Source organism: Ochrobactrum sp. WV_118_8, assembly GCF_039631535.1.
In the GTDB taxonomy this organism is placed as follows: domain Bacteria; phylum Pseudomonadota; class Alphaproteobacteria; order Rhizobiales; family Rhizobiaceae; genus Brucella; species Brucella anthropi.
Genome location: NZ_JBDIUZ010000002.1, coordinates 2,037,120 through 2,056,932 on the forward strand (window position 1 = coordinate 2,037,120; position 19,813 = coordinate 2,056,932).

A 19,813-nucleotide genomic window follows, 5' to 3' on the forward strand; every position below is an offset into this window, starting at 1 on the left:
CAACGCAATTTTCCGCCAGCTTGTATTTGCGGGGGCAGGCGATGAAGATACGGCGTTTCCGTTTTAAACTGCGGTTTGTTTGCTAAACTTCATCGCCTCATATTTCATAGCAATGTCTATTGCCGGTTGGTGTTGCGTTTATTGTTCTAAATTATTGCCAGTCAGTATTGCGTGGAATACAGGAGTGCACGCAATCTAGCTCTTGCGCATCGGGCGGTGTCAGGCTTATCTGGCCGCCCGATGACGCAAAGGCAGATACAGCATGGATATTATCTGGCGCGGGATTTTGATTGGAATTGGCGCAACCGTCGTAATGGACTTGTGGGCGCTGATACTGGCCGCAATACCAGGGCAGAGGCGCCCAAATTGGGGGCTGGTCGGTCGCTGGTTCTGGCATCTCCGCCACGGGCAAATTTTCCACGATAATATTTCTGATGCCAAGCCCTATAAGCATGAAGTAGCACTTGGCTGGATTGGGCATTATGCGGTCGGTATTCTTTACGGTGTCATCTTTGCCATTTATGGTGGTGCGGAATGGTTTTCCGACCCGGTCTTTTTGCCGGTTTGGATTTTCGGTATACTGACAGTATCGGCAGGGTGGTTTTTGTTGCAACCCGGTTTGGGAATCGGTTGGGCGGCTTCAAAATTGCCGAATGCGGGTAATGTACGTTTGCTCAATCTTATTGCACATACTTTTTTTGCTCTCGGCATGTATGGCACGGCTTTGCTCTTACAAAGCCCATTTCAATCAGTTAGTTAGAAATAATCGCGCCCCTCTCGCAAATTGTCTTTTTTGAATCTGTTTCAAATATTTCCCGGCAAATGAGTGACTGGCGCGTGATGAAATCTCAGTCCACACTAAATCATGTCAACAAACTGGCATTCACGCGGCAGAACTGTGCTTTTGTCCGTGATGGGTGTATGGGGAACTTGTCCGACTGCAAATCTGCAGCGGCAACTAACATTATGGCAATCGCATAGGTTGCCTCAGCTCGGCTCTTTACGAAGCGCAACAAGTTGCGCGTCGTGAATTAACGCGAACTGAGGCGCCAATTGACGGGCGCTTGCCTTGGAGGGACGATGCTCGAAAAGCTGTTCAAATTACAGGAACACGGCACTACGGCGAGAACGGAAATCATTGCCGGCGTGACGACCTTCCTGACGATGTCTTACATCATCTTCGTGAACCCGGACATTCTGTCCACTACGGGTATGGACCGAAACGCTGTTTTCGTTGCCACCTGCCTTGCGGCAGCTCTTGGCTCGATCATCATGGCGCTCGTTGCGAACTGGCCTATCGGCATGGCGCCCGGCATGGGGCTTAACGCCTTCTTCGCCTTCACTGTAGTCGGGGCGATGGGCTTTTCCTGGCAGCAGGCGCTTGGTGCCGTTTTCATTTCCGGCATTATCTTCCTGATCTTGACGGTAACGGGTGTACGCCGCTGGTTGGTCGAAGGCATTCCGCATTCGTTGCGTAGCGCGATTGCTGCGGGTATCGGTATGTTCCTGGCCCTGATCGGTCTCAAAAGCGCTGGTGTTGTTGTTGGCAACCAGGCAACTTTGGTCGGTCTGGGGGATCTGACGAAAGCTGGCCCGCTGTTGGCGATTGCCGGTTTCTTCATCATTGCAGTGTTGGATGCCCTGAAAGTTCGCGGTGCGATCCTCATCGGTATTCTTGTCGTCACCGTCGCATCGATTGCTCTCGGTATCAGCCAGTTCGGCGGCGTTTTCTCGGCTCCTCCGAGCTTGGCGCCAACGTTCCTTCAGCTTGATGTGATGGGCGCTCTGCATACCGGCATTCTGCACGTCATTCTGGTTTTTGTACTGGTTGAAGTTTTTGACGCCACTGGCACGCTGATTGGCGTGGCAAAGCGTGGTGGTCTGATCGAACCGGGTAAACCAAACCGTCTCGGACGCGCCCTTTTTGCCGATAGCACGGCAATCCTGGGTGGCTCGCTTCTCGGTACGTCTTCTACGACAGCTTATGTTGAAAGCGCGTCTGGCGTTCAGGCTGGCGGTCGCACGGGTCTGACGGCTCTGGTTGTTGCACTCCTTTTCCTTGCAGCCTTGTTCATTTCGCCGCTCGCCGGTTCGGTTCCGGCCTATGCTACGGCACCGGCTCTGATCTACGTCGCTTGCTTGATGATGCGTGAACTGACTGAGATCGAATGGCACGATGTAACGGAAGCCGCGCCTGCTGCACTGACGGCTTTGGCTATCCCGTTCACCTATTCGATCGCGAACGGTCTCGCCTTTGGCTTCATCAGCTACGTCGTGCTCAAGGCCTTCACCGGCAAGGCACGTGATGTGCATCTTGCTACCTGGTTGGTTGCTGCACTCTTCGTCATCCGCTTCGCATTCTTTGCGGAGTAACAATAGATGCGTCGGACCGAAACGGTCCGGCGCTTTTCTGCAACATCGGGAGGAATAGAACTGTGCAAACAGATGAACTGAAACTGCTTGAAAAACTGATCGACGTTATCGAGCAGGATGTCATTCCGCTGACCGAACGAGGCGTTGCGGAAGGCAACAAGGTTTTCGGCGCAGCTTTGTTGCGCAAATCAGATCTATCCCTTGTTCTTGCGGAAACTAACAACGAGACTGAAAACCCGCTCTGGCACGGTGAAGTGCACACTTTGAAGCGTTTCTACGAAATGCCGGAGAATGGACGTCCGGATACGAAAGACATGGTCTTTCTTTCCACTCATGAACCTTGCTCCATGTGCCTTTCGGCCATTACCTGGAGCGGTTTCGACAATTTTTACTACCTGTTCAGCCATGAGGATTCACGAGATGCTTTCTCGATCCCTCACGACTTGAAGATTCTCAAGGAAGTCTTCACGCTGGAGCCGGGTGGGTATAACCGCGATAATACCTTCTGGCACAGTCATTCGATTCCGAAGATGGTTGCGTCGCTACCAGACGCTGACCGCCATCGTCTCGGCAAAAGGCTCGATGCTATTTTCGCCAAGTATGACGAATTGTCCGGCACTTATCAGGCGAGCAAAGATGGAAACGCTATTCCTCTCAATTGAGGAGAAATCGTTTCATATGGTCATACGCCTGAAATAGGCACATGCCAGAGGGGATGCGCGATGTCGGATATTCGGCTCGCGCATTTTTCATGTCTGACAGGACGAGCATCATGACCTCTGACCATACAATATCAGCGATTGGCTTCTGCACCCCTACGGGTGACGGTAATTTCAGCACGCTTGAGGGCGCAATCCGCAATATCGTCGAACTCGGTTCGGAAGCTGTCGAACTGTCGCTATATGGCGAGGAAATAATCTCAGGCGGTCGTCTCATTCCGCATCGCGTGGATCGTCTCATCGATATCACCAGACAGTTCGACATGCGCTACAGCGTTCACGGACAGATTGTTTCCAACTTCATGGATCGAGAGCATCTGGATTATCAAAAGGCGGTTGTTCGGGCGATGCTGGAACTCTGTGACCGTGTCGGAGCGGAAGTTCTGGTTCATCACTCCGGCCATGCTCCGATGCCTGCACTTTCTCGTATTCCCGACCTCGACAAGATGGAACGGGACGCGCTCGCCGAAATGGCGGAGCTTGCGAAAACTTATGGCGTCCGGATCGCGCTGGAGAATATTTTCGCGATGAGCGATGCTGAATATCGCCAGACACCGGCTCAGGTTGCCGAAACAGTAGTTGCGGTCAATCATTCTTCCGTTTGCGGTCTGATCGATTTCAGCCATGCCTATATTGAATGCACACGTCTGGGGATTGACTGGCGTCCGCAAATTCGCGCTATGGCTCCTGTGACCGGACATCTGCACGTTCACGATAGTTTTGGCCGTCCTTATACGATGACCAAGTTTTATCATCCTGCCGAGGCAACAGCACTCGGTATCGGCGATCTGCACCTGCCGATCGGCTGGGGTGATATTCCGTGGGAAGAAATTTTCGACGAACTGACTTTTTTGCCCGATACATTCCTAATCATGGAAATCGGAGAAGATCGTTTCAGTACCGAACAAGCCGACAGTCTTGTACGTGCTCGCAAGTTGGCTGAACGCGTCAACAACCGCCTGAAAGCAGCCTGAATGAAATGAAACAGGCCGCGCAAAGAGCGCGGCCTGTTCTTTTGGTTCAGGCTTTTACTATTTGCGGATTTCACCAAGCTGCTTTTGCACTGCGTCGATAATGTCATCGCCGATCTGGGACTTATATTTGGCATAGATCGGCTGGGACTTCTCAAGCATGCGAGCATGCTCTTCCGGTGACAGTGTGTTTACTTCCAGGCCCGCTTCCTTGATCTTCTCGAGTGACTTCTGGTTCAGTTCGCGAATGACTTTGCGTTCAACGTCGCGACCGACTACGGCACACTCACGCAAGGCGGCCTGTTCTTCCGGTGAGTACGTGTCGAAGATCGGCTTGGAGTAAAGGAACAGAAACGGTGTATAGGCATGTTTCGTTTCCGTTACGTATTTCTGCACTTCGTAGAACTTGGACGTATCGATTGTGACGTAAGGGTTTTCCTGTGCATCGATAGCCTTTGTTTCCAGCGCCGAGAAAATTTCACCGAAAGCCATCGGAGTAGCGTTGGCACCAAAGTTCTGGAATGTGTCGAGGAAGATGTTGTTCTGCATCACGCGGACTTTCATGCCGCTGAAATCTTCCCACTTGTTGACCGGATGTTTTGAGTTTGAAAGATTTCGGAAGCCATTTTCCCAATAGGCCAGATTGACGAGGCCGACGGCAGCAAGCTTTTCGTCCATCATCTTGCCGAAGGGGCCATCGACGACGGCGTCTGCTTCTTTATCATTTGCGAAGAGAAATGGCAGATCGAAGACGCCAAGTGCAGGAACGATGCCCACGAGCGGCGATGACGACGTGACGACGCCTTCCTGCACACCGGAACGCAGTGCCTGTGTGGCCTGCAAATCACCTCCGAGTGCACCGCCCCAGAACGCGGTTATCTTCATCTTGCCGCCGGACTTTTCAGCAAGACATTCATTCATTGCCTTGATGCCATTGCCGACGGGATGATCCTCGTTAATGCCGTTCGAAACGCGAATATTGCGATCCTGAAACTCTGCAAATGCAGGAACGGTTAGCGCTCCCGCCACAAGGGCGGTCGTTGCCAGCATAATCAGTTTTCTCATTGAACTCTCCTCCCAGAGTTGATGTTAAACCTAATGAAGCCAGTTCATGGGTACCAATACGAGGCTTGGGAACAGAACCAGCAGCAACAATACGATCACCTGCGAAATCAGGAACGGATTTACGCCTGCGACCACTTTTCCTAGCGGAACCTTTGAGACGCCGCTCACGACATTCAGCACGACGCCCACTGGGGGCGTGATAAGCCCGATACTGTTATTCATGATGAACAGGACACCGAAATAAGCCGGATCAATACCCGCCTGCTTCACGATGGGCATCAGAACTGGCGTCAGGATGAGAATTGTCGGCGTGAGATCCAATGCCGTTCCAACAATCAGCACCAGGATCATGATCGCAAACATCAACAGTTTTGGGCTGTCGATTAACGGTGCAATATAACCGCTGATTTCTGCGGGAATGTTTGCGGCTGTTATCAGCCATGACGAAACCAGCGCCGAGGCGACGAGAAACATGATGATGGATGTTGTCTTGGCTGCTCGCAGGAAGACGCCGTAAAGATCGACAAACCGCAGCTCGCGGTAGATGAACATACCGACAAAGAGGGCGTAGGCTGCGGCTACCACGGCTGCTTCCGTCGGTGTCATGACGCCCATACGTATGCCACCTAGAATGATGATTGGCATGCCCAGCGCCCACAGTGCGCGTCCGGTTGCTTGCAGCCGATCTTTGCCGGATTGCTTGGGAAGCACTTTGAGATTGTCTTTTCTAACGACGATCTGCCACGTGAAGAGCAGGGCGATACCCATCATCAGACCTGGTACAATGCCTGCCATGAAAAGCTGCGTTATGGATACATTGGCGGCAACGCCGAATACGATCATAGCCATAGATGGCGGGATAACAGGTGCGATAATGCCGCCGGCAGCCATCAGTCCGGCAGAGCGCGGGATATTATAGCCCGCTTTCGCCATCATGGGGACGAGGATCGTGGCAAGCGCTGCAGTATCTGCAGCAGCTGAACCCGATACGCTGGCCATAATGATGGCCGCAAGAATGGCAACGACACCGAGACCACCTCGAATATGGCCAACGCAAGCTATGGCGAAATCAATGATGCGACGGGACAAGCCGCCCGAATTCATTAGTTCACCAGCCAGAATGAAGAACGGAATTGCCAGAAGGGTGAAGGAGTCAACACCAGCAATCATGTTCTGCGCTATGATCTGCGTGTTGAACATCCCCATGTACAACATGAGAATGACACCGCAGAACATAAGCGAGAAGGCGATCGGAACACCAATGGCCATAGCGCTGAGGAGTGAGCCGACAAATACTACAAGCGTCATGTCGTTTACTCCATCAGATGATCGAGCGAATGTTCGCCCGCAAAGGTGGCAATTTCCTCATCGGTCAGACGACCGGTGACAGCGCGCAGGAAACGCTCGGCCGCAATGATGAACATTGCGCCGCCGGTGAATAGTCCGACGCCGTAAACCCAGATCATCGAGAGCCCGGTGACGGGTGCAACCATGCTGGCGTTGATGTCGAATTGTTTCCATGTGCCCCAGAAGAAAATTCCCGAACACAGTGCGACGATCAGATAGCTGATCGCCATGCAGGTAATGCGGCCCTGCCGTCCGAAGCGGGCAACGAGCGTCTCGATGCCCAAATGGCTGTTCTCGCGAAAAGTAAGAACGGCTCCGAGAAACGATACCCAGACGAAGAAATAACGCGCAAGTTCTTCCGATACGGTCAATCCGGAATTTGCGGCGTAGCGCAAAATCACGTTGACGAAGACCATAATGGCCATGCCGGCGAGGAGGAAGACGAGAATTGCGCCAAGCATCTTGTAGAAGAAGTCTATGGCTTTCGTCATATATCCGTCCTCAAATTTTATCGAGCAGATTGCGCGCTTGCAGGTTTCGGATCAGCGCCCTTATGCCGAATGTCCATTCGGGACATTTGTCGGTCCGGTCGACCCAATTGACGAGGCGACCGAGCTTGGGGGTTGATATCTCCACACGATCGCCGACTTCATGTGTGAAACCTTGTCCGACACCGCGACGGTCCTTGACAGGTGCGAACATCGTGCCGAGGAACAACACGGCGCCGTCTGGGTATTGATGATTGCGGTTCATCATCTGCGATGCAAGATTTTCAGGATCGCGACTAATCGCTTCCATAGGGCTTTCGCCGGTCATCTCGAAACCGTCAGCTCCGTGAACAGTCAGCGACAGCTTGAGCTTGCGCAACACGTCCATGGTGAATTCGCCATCGAACAGGCGAATGAATGGGCCGATAGCGCAAGACGCATTGTTATCCTTGGCTTTGCCGAGCAAAAGAGCCGAACGCCCTTCGACGTCCCTGAGATTGACGTCGTTGCCCAGAGTTGCTCCAACAATGCGTCCATCAGAAGCGACGACCAGAACCACTTCCGGTTCAGGATTATTCCATTGTGAAATCGGTAGAATACCGACAGTTGTGCCGCATCCAACGGCGGACATCGGCTGGGACTTGGTGAAAATCTCTGCATCAGGGCCAATACCCACTTCCAGATATTGTGACCAGAGCCCCATTTCTTGAAGGAGCGCTTTAACCTCCGCCGCCTTTTCGGAACCAGCTGCGACGCCTCTCAAATTGTCGCCAATGACAGGGGCCAGACGTTCGCGAATTTCACGGGCGCGGGAGGGGTCGCCTTTTGCCTGTTCTTCGATCACGCGTTCAAGCATGCTGTCAGCAAAGGTGACACCGGCTGCTTTAATCGATTGCAGATCGATGGGAGCAAGCAACTCTCCACAATCACCGGAAAGAAAATCGTCCAGAGAGCCAAGATTGGTGAAGTTTTCTGTGCCATCTAACTCGCGTAACAGTGAGTTGTGCTCCAGAAGACCCGAAACTGTAGCGGACAAGCTGGATATATCGTGCACATAACCGTCTTTTACCAGTACTGGACAAGGGCCGTTTTCGGCTTTCGACCATACGCGACCGATCAAGATCGCAGAATGGCTGTCCTCGGGCAAAATCGCCGTTGCTTTCACTTCACGCTTGTCTTGCACAGATATCCTCCCATTTCATGACCTTTCCCATAGGTCATATGTTGTCAGGATGTCTGACAACAAGAGCGTTATTGTTATTAGCAGTCTGGGGCTGTGTCCAGACTTTAGGCCGAGCCAACATCAAAAATTAGATCGATCTGTTTTCCTTCGGCTGACGGTATAGGCCTTGTCCATTTCTGGGTGAAGTTCCATGCCAAGTCCCGCACCGGGTGGAACCGTGATCATCCCGTTCTTCACTTCGGGCAGGGCCGTGACCAGATCGCGATACCAGGTCTTGTAGAATGCGCGGACGCTTTCCTGAATGAGGGCATTCGGTGCATTCAGTGACAGGTGTGTTGAAGCACACAGAACGACTGGTCCTGTACAATCATGTGGCGCGACCGGCAGATGCCAAGCTTCCGCCATGGCGGCAATTTTGCGGGCTTCTGAAATGCCGCCACACCAGCTCAAATCGAGCATGACGACGCCAGCTACACCCGTTTCGAGAAGATCACGGAACGCCCAGCGACTCCCCAGTGTTTCAGAGGCACAGATCGGCGCTATGCTTGCTTCCGCATAGCGCTTGAGACTGCCAAGACTATCCATCTTGATCGGGTCTTCGTGCCAGAAGGTCTTGAAAGGCGCGAGTTCGCGGGCGATCTGCATGGCGGGTAAGAGCTGCCACATTGAATGAAATTCAACCATGATATCCATGCGGTCACCGACGGCTGCACGGATTTTCTCGAAAGGCTGTAATGCCGCCTTTAGATCAGGTTGAGAGATATACTGCCCGCGTGTCTTTTCTGCCGCCATGTCGAATGGCCAGATTTTCATCGCCGTTATGCCCTCGTCCAGCAACGAGAGCGCAAGCTCGTCGGCGCGGTGCAGGAAGCCATTAAGATCGTCATAATTAGCGCCAGCACCCGCCAGACCATAATTGGCGGATTGCTGGCCGGTAGCCTTCTTGATGTATTCAGTTCCGGCGCAGGTATTATAGGTTCGGATGGACTGACGGCTGAAGCCGCCGAGAAGTTGAGCAATCGGGAGGTTGGTAGCTTTGCCGTATAGATCCCACAGGGCAATATCGAAAGCGGAGTTGCCGCGCACTTCCGCGCCGGTTGAACGGAAACCGAGATAACCCACAAGGTCAGATGCCAGCAGATCAATCTGCAAAGGATCGCGACCGACAACGCGCGGCGCAACATATTCGTGGAGATAGGCCTCGACGGTCTCGGACATGAAAAAGGTCTCACCGAGTCCGGTAATTCCTTCGTCCGTATGAACTTCCACCCACAACAGGTTTGGCCGTTCGGCGATACGGATGGTTTCGATTGCGGTGATCTTCATTGCACCTCCCAATGCAGCTCGATTGCCTGCAAACTAGCTTTTCTGACCTTCATTGAGCTTTTCAAGATGAAGGAGCAGGGCGCTGTGATCCTTCTCACCACCGCCTTCGTCCACGAAAGCTGCGAAGGCTTCGCGTACGGTCTCGGTCAATGGCAAGCTCAACGATAGGTCGCTCGCAGTCTTAAGGATCGAATTGAGATCTTTGAGCTGGATGCGCGATGTGCCGCCTGGTTCAAAATTTCGGTCAATCATCCGTTTGCCGTGCAGTTCGAGAATGCGGCTTTCACAGAAACCACCGCGGATAGCGTCGCGGAATGCTGCCCGCGACCCACCACCTTTTTCAACCAGAACCATTGCTTCAGCGATTGCTCCGATAGTTACGGCGACAATCTGCTGATTTGCAAGTTTTGCGAGTTGACCGGCACCTGACGGGCCGACGCGGGTGAGGCGTCCCATTGGTTTGAACACATCGGCAAGGCCTGCGATGATCGCTTCATCTCCTCCGGCCATGATGGCAAGCGTGCCTTCCTGGGCACCCACTACGCCACCGGAAACCGGGGCATCGATGTGATTGATGTCAATTGCCTTCAGATGCTTGGTATGTTCGCGTGCGAAGTCTGGTGAAATTGAACTCATGTCAATGACTGCACTGCCTTTTTTCAAGGCTGCTGCGGCCCCTTGATCGAAAAGGACGTCGCGTACTGCCGGGCCATCGGTCAACATCGTGATGACTAAATCCGCGGTCTCTGCTGCCTCGGCGGCAGACTGAGCAAGTTTGGCACCTTTTTCAGCAAGAGGGGCAGCCTTGGCGCTGTTCCGGTTCCAGACGGTTACATCAAAGCCTGCATCCAGAAGCCGACTGGCCATTGGTGCGCCCATCAGGCCGGTTCCAAGAAAAGCGATCTTACGTGTCAACGTTGACCTCCCATTTCATCTTCGATGTGAACACGAATGATCTCATCAAAGGATGTTTCTGCGGTGAAGCCAAGAGCCTGGGCACGTTTTGCTTCAAAACCGGGAGCCCAGCCTGCAACCATACGCATGATCATTTCGTCTGGCTCATGGCGGATCAGACCTACCGCCTTTTCCCCCGCAACGCGACGTAATGCTTCAATCTGCTCGCCTACAGTCGCACTGAGACCCGGCATGGAAAGATTGCGACGTGCTCCAACTGCTTCCGTATCGATGGTGGCTCCATGGATTAGAAAGCCGACGGCTGAGCGCGGCGAAGCATGCCAATGCCGGACATCTTCAGGAACAGGCAAGATTGCTTCTTGCCCGGAGAGTGGCTCACGCAAGATATTGGAGAAAAAGCCGGATGCAGCCTTGTTCGGTTTGCCGGGGCGTATGCAGATCGTTGGCAGGCGAATGCCGATGCCGTCGAAGAAACCGCGCCGGGTGTAGTCTGACAACAGAAGTTCGCTGATAGCCTTCTGCGTGCCGTAGCTCGTCAACGGGGTCGTGTGAAATTCATCAGGGATCGGGTAGGGGAGCGGAGCACCAAAAACGGCAATGGACGATGTGAAAACCACGCGAGGCTTATAGCCGTCAGCAATGTGTGCACGCCTGATCGCATCGAACAGATGGCGGGTGCCATCCAGATTGATTCGATACCCCTTATCGAAATCTAGTTCTGCTTCACCGGACACGATTGCCGCGAGGTGGAAGATGACGTCAGGGCGTCCTGACACGATCTTCTGAGCGGTTTCCATGGTGGATATATCTGCTGCCAGAGTATCGACCGATCCTGCAAAGCCTTTAGGAGGTTCCGCTGCAACGATATCGATAAGTGTCAGTTTTTCAACTGGAGTTTCCCCGAGATGGCCGTCGTTTGAAAGGCGCTGCGTTAGTTTGCGCCCGACCATGCCGGCAGCGCCGATGATTGCAATATGCATCTAGAAGGCTCCTCCTTGCCTCGCAGCCGACCCTACTCGAAAACGTGGCGTTGGCTACCATTACGACACTTCTCCAGTCTCCCACCAGATTTGTGTTGTAGGGTTGTCTGATAACCTTATATGTAGGCGTTGAAAACAGTTTTCTCCGTCTTGCCACAGGAATGAAACGGAAAAGCCTGCCGTATCTTAAAAACTGTCGTACATCCGCGACAGCGCATTGCATATCGGTAAAGCCAAGAGGATATCATGTATGGTTCGGGGGACATGACTGGAAACAAGCAGGCTGATCTCGTTGCTCTTTTGGGCGTCGATCTGGTTATGACCGGGAAAAACGACATGCTTGGCTATTGTCGCGACTGGCCGGGAGATGTGGAGAATACGGCAGTTGCCGTGATCCGACCACGCTCGACAGCGGACGTTTCTGCCGCGGTTAAAGCCTGCTATTCACTGGGATTGTCTATCATTCCGCAAGGCGGAAATACCGGTTTGGTGCAAGGAGGGGTGCCGGATGGGCGCGACAATCTCGTCATTCTAAGTCTTGAGCGGATGAATCACATTCGGAAGATTGATCCGGATGATTTTTCGGCGGTTGTGGATGCCGGTTGCATTCTCTCCGAACTGAAAGACAAACTGGCAGCCGAAGGGATGTTTTTTCCATTAGCACTTGGTGCACAGGGAAGCTGTCGCATCGGGGGAAATGTCAGTACCAATGCCGGAGGCATCAACGTGTTGCGTTATGGCATGACCCGTGATCTGGTCCTGGGGCTGGAGGTCGTGCTGCCAGACGGCACAATATTCAATGGCCTTTCGACGCTGAGGAAAGACAATCGTGGGATTGATCTGAAACAGCTATTTATCGGGGCAGAAGGCATTTTGGGAGTAGTGACCGGTGTGGCAATCAAACTTATGCCCTTGCCGGACAAGGTGGAAACTGCCCTGCTGGGGCTCAATTCGCTGGATGACGTGATTGCCCTTTATCGGCGCGCGCGTGTGCAGTGCTGTGATTTGATGTCCGCTTTTGAATTTATGCCGCCAGTGGCTTTTACCTTGGCGCAAGAGGCGATGCCGGAGCTTGCCATGCCACTTGGACAATACCCGGCCTATGTCTTGATGGAGGTCTCGGGTTCAGGGCTGGTCGACATACTATCCTTGATGGAACAGTTTCTCGTGGGCGCGACGGAAGATGGCCTCGTTCTTGACGGGACAATCGCGTCCTCTCGTGCGCAAGGTCAAAATCTCTGGACATTTCGTGAAGCTATGAACGAAGGACAGGCGCTGCGTGGCAAGCACCTGCGTACCGATATCTCGGTCCCTCTTTCAAAGCTGGCATCATTCGTCGGAGAAGCAGAAAGGGAACTGGCCAAGGTCCTTCCAGATTGTCTCGCTGTTTCTTATGGGCATGTCGGCGACGGCAATGTGCATCTCAATGTCATTCCTGAAAGCAATCTCGATGTAGCGACGAAAGACATGAAGATCACGCTTGCAAAAGAAACGATCAATGCTGTTCTGGATCGTTACGCAGGCAGCATCAGTGCAGAGCACGGCATTGGTCGCCTCAAAAGGGAGGATTTCGAGAAGCGCATTGACCCTGCACGGCGAAAACTGCTTGAAGGTATCAAGCAAGTCATCGATCCGGACAATATCATGAATCCGGGCTGCCAGCTTTCTCTTGACTCTTCAAAAGGCTGACGACACACCACTTGCACGGGCAATCAGGGAGACTTCATCAATTTGTTTGGCGAAATCAGGCGTAATGAGCAGCTTCCGGGACGTATTGCTTCGGAAATTACGCGGCAGATCAGTGAAGGTAGTCTTCTGCCGGGACAAAAGTTGCCGACAGAACATAATCTTGCACAAAGCTTCGGTGTCAGCCGGTCGGTTGTACGTGAAGCGATTGCCCAGTTGCGTAACGAGGGCCTGGTTGAAACCCGACAGGGTGTAGGTGCGTTCGTAACTGAACCCGACAGGCGACATGCTCTCCGCATAGAACCTGAAACACTTGCCAATCGCGACAGTTTCCGCAGCCTGTTCCAGTTGCGAATGGCGTTGGAGATAGAAGCGGCGGGGCTAGCTGCGGTGCATCATGATAAACATGACATGATGCAACTGAATGAAGCACTCGCAGAGATGAGCGGTTCGAAAAAATGGACGGATACCGGTATTGCCGCTGATCTAGCATTTCACCGTGCGCTCGCTTCCGCAACACATAACGAATATTTTCCACTGGTTTTGGGTTTCATTGCCGAACGCATCAATCAGGCAATCAATGCGGCGCGTGCGCGGGCGGTACTAGAGCAGATTGTCGAGATTACAATCAATGAACACACCGCAATCAGGGATGCGATTCATTCACGTGATCCGTTGCGAGCGCGCGAAGTGATGCGTCAACACATTGTGCAGGCGGCAAGCCGCGTCGGTCTCAAATTGGAAACTTTCTGATGGCTCCTTCTTTCGAACTATTCAGTCTGGAAGGGCGCATAGCCCTGATTACCGGCTCAAGCCAGGGCATCGGCTTTGCATTGGCTCGTGGGCTTGCAGAACATGGAGCAACGGTAATCATCAATGGCCGTGATCAGAACAAAGTGAATAAGGCCGTTACGCTACTGGAAGACGAGGGCCATACGGTCTTTGCGTCGGTGTTCGATGTGACGGTTGCTGAAGAAGTTCGTGCAGCTATTGATGCGATTGAAGAGGAAATCGGTGCGCTCGATATTCTGGTCAATAATGCCGGGATGCAATATCGCGCGCCGCTTGAAGATTTTCCGATCGAGAAGTGGCAGCAGCTTCTGGAAACCAACATTTCCAGCGCATTTTATGCTGGGCAGGCAGCTGCGCGCCATATGATCCCGCGAGGACACGGCAAGATAATCAACATTGCTTCGGTTCAAAGTGAACTGGCGCGACCTTCCATTGCACCTTACACGGCAACAAAGGGAGCGATCCGTAACCTGACGCGCGGCATGGCCACCGATTGGGCCCGACATGGCTTGCAGATCAATGCGGTTGCTCCCGGCTATTTCAAGACGCCGCTGAATCAGGCATTGGTTGATAACCCCGAATTTACGACATGGCTGGAGAAAAGAACGCCGGCGGGCCGTTGGGGTGACGTGGAAGAGTTGGTCGGCGCTGCAGTATTCCTGAGCAGCGATGCCTCCTCTTTCGTCAATGGGCAGGTTTTGCACGTCGATGGCGGCATGACCGCGAGTGTATGAGGAATTGATGCTGCGTATTATCGTTATGGGTGTTTCGGGTTCCGGAAAATCAACCGTAGGCGAGAAGATTGCCGATGAACTGGCGCTCCCGTTTCTTGAGGGCGACTCTCTTCATCCGAAGTCCAATGTCGATAAGATGTCAGCGGGCATCCCCTTGCAGGATGAGGATCGTTGGCCTTGGCTCGACAAAATCGGTGAACGTCTTGCGGCTTCGACCGACGGAATCGTTGTTTCCTGTTCCGCGCTGAAGAAGAGCTATCGTGAACGTCTCCGCTCTGCTGCTGGTACACCGGTGCTGTTTGTTTTTCTGGATGGCAGTTTTGAAGTGTTGCACGAGCACATGGGGCATCGCACTGGGCATTTCATGCCGGTCACTATGCTGGAAAGCCAGATCGCTACACTCGAAAGCCCTGTTGGAGAGCCGCTGGTCTTCCGTGCAGATATCGCCGAGACCGTGGAAAAAATTGTTTCCGACAGTCTCGAATGGATACGCTCAGTTCAGTTCTAGGACTATTTCAGGGGCCAGAAGAACATCAGTGTTGGGACTGTTACAATCGCTATAATGATTGATAGCGGTAATCCCAGTCGTGGATAATCGCTGAATTTATAACCACCTGGCCCCATGACCAGCGTATTGCATTGATGGCCGATTGGCGTGAGGAAGTCACACCCTGCGCCGATCGCAACCGCCATCAAAAAGGCCTCCGGCTTGAAACCAAGTCCGGAAGCAAAACTTGTGGCGATGGGAGCCATGACGAGCACCGTCGCAGCATTGTTAAGAAATGGCGTCACCATCATCGCTGCTACAAGAATGAGCGCCAACGCACCTGCTGGCGGCAACTGATGGCCGATTGTGGCGAGCCCTTCTGCGATGAGGTCCGTGCCGCCGGTTGTTCGGAGCGCATCCGAAACCGGGATGAGTGCCGCAAGCATCACCAGAATTGGACCGTCGATTTCGTCATAGACCTCGTTGAGAGGTATCACCTTGAACAGCAGCATGGCGACAGCGGCGGCAAAGAAAGCCACCGCCACTGGTACAAGGCTTAATGCGGTTGCTCCGATGGCAGCGATCAGAATGGCGAGCGGGATCAACCCGCGCCGAACGCTGCCAAGCATAAGCTTGCGGCGGGCAAGCGGCAGCAATTCGAACTCCGGCAGGAAGGTGGACAGATTTGCTTGTCTGCCTTGCAGTACGACCACGTCACCGAAACGGAGGATGACCTCACTGAGCCGCTCAGTAATACGTTCGCCTGGCCGGCTGACCGCCAGGAGGTTCAGATCGTACCGCGCAAAAAGGGCAAGTCTCTGGGCAGTTAGGCCGATTAGGCGTGAGTTCTTGCCGATAACAGCTTCCACAACCTCGATGTCGGTGGAACCGCTTGTCTCGGACGGATTGCGGTTCTCGGACAGGGTAAGCTTTCCGGCACTTATGACAGCATCGAGCGCTTTGGGATCACCTTCAAGAAGGACAACATCGCCTTCGTTCAGGATCGTATCTGGAAGTGGCGTCAATCGTTGGTCGTTGCGTATGATGGAAGTCACCATCGCTTCACCTTCAGCTGCCTTGATGAGATCGGTCACGCGCTTGCCGGTCATCGTCGAAGTCTTGGTGATACGCGCTTCGGAAGCATAATTCTTGATCTTGATTGCCTCATCCAGCGATACGTTTTCGCGAGTGCGCTGGGGAACGAGCCAGTAGAAAAGTACCAGATAGATGAGTCCTACCACTGACAGTACAGCGCCGACAGGCGTAAAATCGAACATGGTGAAGGGTTCACCGACCATTTCGCCGCGAATGCGAGAAACAACAATGTTGGGTGAAGTGCCCACCTGGGTCATCAAACCACCGAGCAACGCGCCGAAGGCCATAGGCATGAGAAAGGTCGATGGAGAAACATTGGAACGACGTGCGAATTGAAAAGCAACCGGTATCATGATTGCCAGTGCGCCGACGTTTTTAACAAAAGCTGAGAGAACAGTGACGACTGCCACCAGCACGGCAAGTTGGAGTCGCACACTGTTCATTTCTGGCAGAAAACGCTGCACCGCCGCCTGCATAAGGCCGGAACGTGCGACACCCGCACTGACCACCAACGCACTGCCAACGATGATAACGATGTCGTCGCTGAAACCCGAAAATGCGTGATCGAAGGGTACAACCCCAACTGCTATTGCCAGGAGAAGTGCACAAAGTGCGACCACATCATAACGGAACTTGCCCCAGATAAACGCTCCCATCATGAGTATGATTACCGCGAAGGAGAGTATCTGCTGATGCGTCATCTATCGGGATTTCCTCACAGGCGGAAAAATATTCCACTTCTCTGTAACCGATAAATTCTAAAACAGAAATCGATTATTATAGCGGGTTGCGCTCCGTCGAAGGGCGCAACCCGTTTCATGTCAATCATTTACACGCTGGCCATCATTGCTGAAAACATGCACGTTTCCAGAGGAAGCGCCAACTCTGACAGTCTCATCAATATTATGTGCCGACCGTCCGGCAACGCGGAAGATGAGCGGCTTGCCATCTGGCAACGCAGCGTGGATGTAGCTTTCTGCACCGACGAGTTCGACAGCTTCAATACGAATGGTTGCATTAAATCCGTCAGCGTCCGGCTCGCCATCTTCCAGAATACGGATATCCTCTGGGCGAACACCGATGGTGAAACTCCCGTCAGGTTTTTGTACCGCGCTGCCTGTCGCCCAACCGGTGCTTTCTGTGCTTTGCAGCAGGTTCATTGATGGGGAACCGATAAACGTCGCGACGAAGGTGGAGGCGGGTTTTTCGTAAAGCTCGATCGGCGTGCCAACCTGTTCGATATGGCCAGCATTCAGCACGACAAGACGATCAGCCATGGTCATGGCCTCCATCTGGTCGTGTGTTACGTAAACGCTGGTGGTGCCAAGCGAGCGCTGCAGGCGCTTGATCTCGACACGCATTTGCACGCGCAGTTTCGCGTCCAGATTGGACAACGGTTCATCAAAGAGGAAAGCTGCCGGTTCGCGCACAATGGCGCGCCCCATGGCGACACGCTGGCGCTGACCACCAGAAAGCTGGCGTGGTTTGCGCTCAAGAAAAGGTTCGATTTCCAGCGCTTTCGCAGCCTTGGCGATGCGGCGCTCGATCTCGTCCTTTGGCGTCTTGCGGTTCTTCAGACCATAGGCAAGGTTTTCCCGAACCGTCATATGCGGATAGAGCGCATAGTTCTGAAACACCATGGCAATATCGCGTTCTGCGGGTTCTACTTCGTTGACCACGCGATCGCCAATGGAGATTGTGCCGGATGTAATACCTTCGAGACCCGCTATCATACGCAGGAGAGTGGATTTACCGCAGCCTGAAGGGCCTACCAGCACCACAAATTCACCGTCGTGAATCTCCAGCGATACGCCTTTGATGACTTCTACATTGCCGCCATAGCTCTTGCGGACGTTATCAAGAACGATTTTGCTCATTACTTTTCCGTTTCAACGAGACCTTTGACGAACCAGCGCTGCATCAACACCACAACGAGGATCGGTGGAATGATGGCCAGAATGGCTGTTACCATGACGTAGTTCCACGGTGTGGATGCGTCAGCCCAATCGACCATGCGGCGCAGGCCGATGATGATCGTGTTCATCTTGGCATCATTGGTAACGAGTAGTGGCCAGAGATACTGGGTCCATCCGTAAATGAAGAGAATGACGAAAAGCGCTGCAATATTCGTCTTCGAAAGGGGGAGCAGGATATCCCGCATGAAACGGAATGGTCCGGCATTATCGATACGTGCTGCTTCAACCAGTTCACCCGGAATGGTAAGGAAGAACTGACGGAACAGGAATGTCGCTGTCGCGGATGCCATCAATGGCAGCGTAAGCCCGGCATAGGTATCGATCATGCCGAGATCCACGATCACTTTGTAGGTCGGCAGGATACGAACCTCCACAGGCAGCATCAACGTTATGAAGATCATCCAGAAGAAGAACATGCGCATTGGAAAGCGGAAAAACACAATCGCGAAAGCCGACATGAACGAAATGATGATCTTGCCGACGGCGATTGCCATTGCGACCACGAACGAGTTCCAGAGAAGTCGTTCAAGACTTACACCAACAACACGCTCCACACCGCCAAAGATGGCTTCGCCGTAGTTTTCGACGAAATGGTCGCCGGGCAACAGCGAGATTGGCGGGCGAATGATCTGCGTTGACGTCATCGTTGAAGCGACGAAGGTGTAGTAGATCGGAAAGGCAACAATAATGATGCCTAGGATCAGGATCAGATGGCCGATCAGGCTGGAGATTGGGCGTTTTTCTATCATTGTCGCCTCACTCACGAATAATGCACGCGCTTCTCAACGAAGCGGAACTGGAACGCTGTCAAGGCAATCACGATTGCCATCAAAATAACTGACTGTGCCGAGGAAGAGCCCAGATTCAGATTGACGAAGCCATCGTTGTAAACCTTGTAGACCAGCGTTTCGGTGGCTTTGGCAGGCCCGCCGCCGGTCACCGCATGGATGATGCCGAACGTGTCAAAGAAGGCGTAAACCGTATTCACGACCAGCAAGAAGAAGGAGGTCGGTGCAAGAAGTGGAAATACGATAGACCAGAATCGCCGCGCTCCGCGTGCGCCATCGATGGCTGCTGCTTCGATCAATGATTTAGGAATTGCTTGTAAGCCTGCGACAAAGAACAGGAAGTTATAGGAAATCTGCTTCCAGGCCGCGGCAACGACGACGAGGCCCATAGCCTGATTGCCGTCAAGCAGCGGATCCCATGCAATGCCATTACGGCGCAGAATATACGCAAAAGTACCCATTGCAGGATTGAACATGAAGAGCCACAACATGCCGGCTACGGCAGGAGCTACGGCATAGGGCCAGATTAGGAGCGTACGATAAAATGTCTTGCCACGGATGACGCGATCTGCCGCCGTTGCAAGCAACAATGCTGCGCCCATGGCAAGCAGCGCGGTCAGAACATTAAAGACAATCGTTACTCTGAATGAATGTAGATAGTTCGGGTCGGCCAGAACGGTTGTGAAGTTCGCAAGGCCTACAAAAGTAGACTTCAGCCCGAATGCGTCTTCGCGCATGAAAGACTGATAAATTGCCTGACTGGCTGGCCAGAAGAAAAACACCACAGTCAGAACGATCTGCGGGGCCAGCAGGAAGTAGGGCAAGATTTTATTTGGAAAGGTAACTTTCTGCACGGGGAGCTTCCTCGTGGGTGACAAGGCCGCCCAC

At 53.1% G+C, this 19,813-nt stretch carries 19 protein-coding genes; 8 read left to right on the top strand and 11 right to left on the bottom strand.

Translation table 11 applies throughout. The features are described 5' to 3' along the window. The first annotated feature begins 262 nt into the window (after positions 1–262). From ABDF71_RS23790 to ABDF71_RS23805, 4 genes are all read left to right on the top strand, one after another. Positions 263–760: a DUF2938 domain-containing protein gene (locus tag ABDF71_RS23790; protein WP_036578490.1), complete on the top strand. Its 498-nt coding sequence runs from the start codon at positions 263–265 to the stop codon at positions 758–760. 320 nt (positions 761–1,080) lie between these two features. Beyond that, complete coding sequence (locus tag ABDF71_RS23795; RefSeq protein WP_010658955.1) at positions 1,081–2,373, top strand: NCS2 family permease; 1,293 nt, start codon at positions 1,081–1,083, stop codon at positions 2,371–2,373. A 62-nt stretch (positions 2,374–2,435) separates the two neighbouring features. After that, complete coding sequence (locus tag ABDF71_RS23800) at positions 2,436–3,035, top strand: nucleoside deaminase (protein WP_010658954.1); 600 nt, start codon at positions 2,436–2,438, stop codon at positions 3,033–3,035. Positions 3,036–3,145: 110 nt separating this feature from the next. Continuing rightward, entirely contained in the window at positions 3,146–4,066 is a 921-nt protein-coding gene (locus ABDF71_RS23805) for a sugar phosphate isomerase/epimerase family protein (RefSeq protein WP_036563545.1), read from the top strand. 57 nt (positions 4,067–4,123) lie between these two features. On the opposite strand, the gene ABDF71_RS23810 is transcribed toward ABDF71_RS23805, so the two are convergent. The 7 genes from ABDF71_RS23810 to denD all read right to left on the bottom strand — a co-directional run bounded on the left by ABDF71_RS23810 (position 4,124) and on the right by denD (position 11,367). Then, the gene (locus tag ABDF71_RS23810; RefSeq protein WP_010658952.1) at positions 4,124–5,128 is read right to left on the bottom strand and encodes a TRAP transporter substrate-binding protein; all 1,005 of its coding nucleotides are present in this window, start codon (positions 5,126–5,128) and stop codon (positions 4,124–4,126) included. A 30-nt stretch (positions 5,129–5,158) separates the two neighbouring features. Beyond that, positions 5,159–6,436: a TRAP transporter large permease gene (locus tag ABDF71_RS23815; RefSeq protein ID WP_029927202.1), complete on the bottom strand. Its 1,278-nt coding sequence runs from the start codon at positions 6,434–6,436 to the stop codon at positions 5,159–5,161. Between the two features lie 5 nt (positions 6,437–6,441). Further along, the gene (locus ABDF71_RS23820) at positions 6,442–6,966 is read right to left on the bottom strand and encodes a TRAP transporter small permease (protein WP_010658950.1); all 525 of its coding nucleotides are present in this window, start codon (positions 6,964–6,966) and stop codon (positions 6,442–6,444) included. 10 nt (positions 6,967–6,976) lie between these two features. Then, the gene (locus tag ABDF71_RS23825) at positions 6,977–8,146 is read right to left on the bottom strand and encodes a fumarylacetoacetate hydrolase family protein (protein WP_010658949.1); all 1,170 of its coding nucleotides are present in this window, start codon (positions 8,144–8,146) and stop codon (positions 6,977–6,979) included. 120 nt (positions 8,147–8,266) lie between these two features. Continuing rightward, positions 8,267–9,472, bottom strand: coding sequence for a mandelate racemase/muconate lactonizing enzyme family protein (locus ABDF71_RS23830; protein ID WP_043062450.1), 1,206 nt, complete (start codon positions 9,470–9,472; stop codon positions 8,267–8,269). A 33-nt stretch (positions 9,473–9,505) separates the two neighbouring features. Then, positions 9,506–10,387 (bottom strand): NAD(P)-dependent oxidoreductase, encoded by an 882-nt coding sequence (locus tag ABDF71_RS23835; RefSeq protein WP_151663090.1) that lies wholly within the window; start codon positions 10,385–10,387, stop codon positions 9,506–9,508. Further along, positions 10,384–11,367: a D-erythronate dehydrogenase gene (gene denD / locus ABDF71_RS23840; protein WP_010658946.1), complete on the bottom strand. Its 984-nt coding sequence runs from the start codon at positions 11,365–11,367 to the stop codon at positions 10,384–10,386. The genes ABDF71_RS23835 and denD overlap by 4 nt, the downstream gene beginning before the upstream one ends. A gap of 246 nt (positions 11,368–11,613) precedes the next feature. On the opposite strand from denD, the gene ABDF71_RS23845 reads away from it, so the two are divergent. Genes ABDF71_RS23845 through ABDF71_RS23860 form a run of 4 tightly spaced genes read left to right on the top strand, consistent with a single transcriptional unit; the run spans position 11,614 to position 15,087 of the window. After that, positions 11,614–13,056: an FAD-binding oxidoreductase gene (locus ABDF71_RS23845; RefSeq protein WP_258124252.1), complete on the top strand. Its 1,443-nt coding sequence runs from the start codon at positions 11,614–11,616 to the stop codon at positions 13,054–13,056. Between the two features lie 42 nt (positions 13,057–13,098). Further along, positions 13,099–13,806: a FadR/GntR family transcriptional regulator gene (locus ABDF71_RS23850; protein WP_029927212.1), complete on the top strand. Its 708-nt coding sequence runs from the start codon at positions 13,099–13,101 to the stop codon at positions 13,804–13,806. Continuing rightward, positions 13,806–14,579, top strand: coding sequence for an SDR family oxidoreductase (locus ABDF71_RS23855; protein WP_010658943.1), 774 nt, complete (start codon positions 13,806–13,808; stop codon positions 14,577–14,579). Before ABDF71_RS23850 ends, ABDF71_RS23855 begins: the two co-directional genes overlap by 1 nt. Positions 14,580–14,586: 7 nt before the next feature. After that, the gene (locus ABDF71_RS23860; protein WP_071632196.1) at positions 14,587–15,087 is read left to right on the top strand and encodes a gluconokinase; all 501 of its coding nucleotides are present in this window, start codon (positions 14,587–14,589) and stop codon (positions 15,085–15,087) included. Positions 15,088–15,089: 2 nt separating this feature from the next. Here ABDF71_RS23860 and ABDF71_RS23865 read toward each other — a convergent pair whose 3' ends face one another. The 4 genes from ABDF71_RS23865 to ugpA form a co-directional block, all read right to left on the bottom strand. Continuing rightward, entirely contained in the window at positions 15,090–16,862 is a 1,773-nt protein-coding gene (locus ABDF71_RS23865; RefSeq protein ID WP_029927216.1) for an SLC13 family permease, read from the bottom strand. A gap of 120 nt (positions 16,863–16,982) precedes the next feature. Then, positions 16,983–18,038 (bottom strand): sn-glycerol-3-phosphate import ATP-binding protein UgpC, encoded by a 1,056-nt coding sequence (locus ABDF71_RS23870; RefSeq protein WP_029927218.1) that lies wholly within the window; start codon positions 18,036–18,038, stop codon positions 16,983–16,985. Continuing rightward, on the bottom strand, positions 18,038–18,886 hold the full coding sequence (gene ugpE, locus ABDF71_RS23875; protein ID WP_010658939.1) for a sn-glycerol-3-phosphate ABC transporter permease UgpE: 849 nt from the start codon (positions 18,884–18,886) through the stop codon (positions 18,038–18,040). The genes ABDF71_RS23870 and ugpE overlap by 1 nt, the downstream gene beginning before the upstream one ends. Before the next feature lie 11 nt (positions 18,887–18,897). After that, positions 18,898–19,779 (bottom strand): sn-glycerol-3-phosphate ABC transporter permease UgpA, encoded by an 882-nt coding sequence (gene ugpA, locus ABDF71_RS23880; protein WP_010658938.1) that lies wholly within the window; start codon positions 19,777–19,779, stop codon positions 18,898–18,900. Positions 19,780–19,813 lie beyond the last annotated feature (34 nt).

What these genes read in the sequence shown, in the direction of transcription:
- ABDF71_RS23790 (WP_036578490.1), top strand. Translation starts at nt 263, where the DNA reads ATGGATATTATCTGGCGCGGGATTTTGATTGGAATTGGCGCAACCGTC.
- ABDF71_RS23795 (WP_010658955.1), top strand. Translation starts at nt 1,081, where the DNA reads ATGCTCGAAAAGCTGTTCAAATTACAGGAACACGGCACTACGGCGAGA.
- ABDF71_RS23805 (WP_036563545.1), top strand. Translation starts at nt 3,146, where the DNA reads ATGACCTCTGACCATACAATATCAGCGATTGGCTTCTGCACCCCTACG.
- ABDF71_RS23810 (WP_010658952.1), bottom strand. Translation starts at nt 5,128, where the DNA reads ATGAGAAAACTGATTATGCTGGCAACGACCGCCCTTGTGGCGGGAGCG.
- ABDF71_RS23815 (WP_029927202.1), bottom strand. Translation starts at nt 6,436, where the DNA reads ATGACGCTTGTAGTATTTGTCGGCTCACTCCTCAGCGCTATGGCCATT.
- ABDF71_RS23820 (WP_010658950.1), bottom strand. Translation starts at nt 6,966, where the DNA reads ATGACGAAAGCCATAGACTTCTTCTACAAGATGCTTGGCGCAATTCTC.
- ABDF71_RS23830 (WP_043062450.1), bottom strand. Translation starts at nt 9,472, where the DNA reads ATGAAGATCACCGCAATCGAAACCATCCGTATCGCCGAACGGCCAAAC.
- denD (WP_010658946.1), bottom strand. Translation starts at nt 11,367, where the DNA reads ATGCATATTGCAATCATCGGCGCTGCCGGCATGGTCGGGCGCAAACTA.
- ABDF71_RS23845 (WP_258124252.1), top strand. Translation starts at nt 11,614, where the DNA reads ATGTATGGTTCGGGGGACATGACTGGAAACAAGCAGGCTGATCTCGTT.
- ABDF71_RS23855 (WP_010658943.1), top strand. Translation starts at nt 13,806, where the DNA reads ATGGCTCCTTCTTTCGAACTATTCAGTCTGGAAGGGCGCATAGCCCTG.
- ABDF71_RS23860 (WP_071632196.1), top strand. Translation starts at nt 14,587, where the DNA reads ATGCTGCGTATTATCGTTATGGGTGTTTCGGGTTCCGGAAAATCAACC.
- ABDF71_RS23865 (WP_029927216.1), bottom strand. Translation starts at nt 16,862, where the DNA reads ATGACGCATCAGCAGATACTCTCCTTCGCGGTAATCATACTCATGATG.
- ABDF71_RS23870 (WP_029927218.1), bottom strand. Translation starts at nt 18,038, where the DNA reads ATGAGCAAAATCGTTCTTGATAACGTCCGCAAGAGCTATGGCGGCAAT.
- ugpE (WP_010658939.1), bottom strand. Translation starts at nt 18,886, where the DNA reads ATGATAGAAAAACGCCCAATCTCCAGCCTGATCGGCCATCTGATCCTG.